This is a genomic window from Corallococcus exercitus (assembly GCF_003611585.1).
Classification (GTDB): Bacteria; Myxococcota; Myxococcia; order Myxococcales; family Myxococcaceae; genus Corallococcus; species Corallococcus exercitus.
The window spans coordinates 1-436 of record NZ_RAVW01000899.1 but is presented as its reverse complement, the minus strand read 5'-3'; the positions used below and the strand labels follow the sequence as shown (position 1 = coordinate 436).

Below are 436 nucleotides of genomic sequence, written 5' to 3'. Positions count from 1 at the left end.
CCGCTATATGAAGGCAGGAGTCATGCTGGCTGATTTCACACCATCGGGTATAGCGCAGCCGGGATTATTTGATGAAATCCAGCCCCGTAAAAACAGTGAAAAGTTAATGAAAACACTCGATGAACTGAACCAGTCGGGAAAAGGGAAAGTGTGGTTTGCGGGGCGAGGAACCGCCCCTGAATGGCAAATGAAACGGGAAATGTTGAGTCAGTGTTATACAACTAAATGGCGAGATATTCCCCTGGCCAGGCTGGGTTAGTTCAGTCATCTCCGAACATATTTTCAGCGTTTCTTCTGGTCTGGTCTTCACCGTCATTTCTCGACAGACTCTGCTCTGTAAGAGGAGTACTGCAATCCACAGACGTATGGAGACCAGATTGTTTTTCCAGTAATTCAAGCAATTTCTTTTCAACCGAAAAAGCACCTGGTATCACGC

At 46.6% G+C, this 436-nt stretch carries 1 protein-coding gene; it reads left to right on the top strand.

Annotated elements, in window-relative coordinates; genetic code table 11:
* Nucleotides 1-259, top strand: a 259-nt coding sequence (locus tag D7W79_RS42765; protein WP_120530807.1) for a DUF4113 domain-containing protein, incomplete at its 5' end; no start/stop codon positions are given.
* Between the last annotated feature and the right edge of the window lie 177 nt (nt 260-436).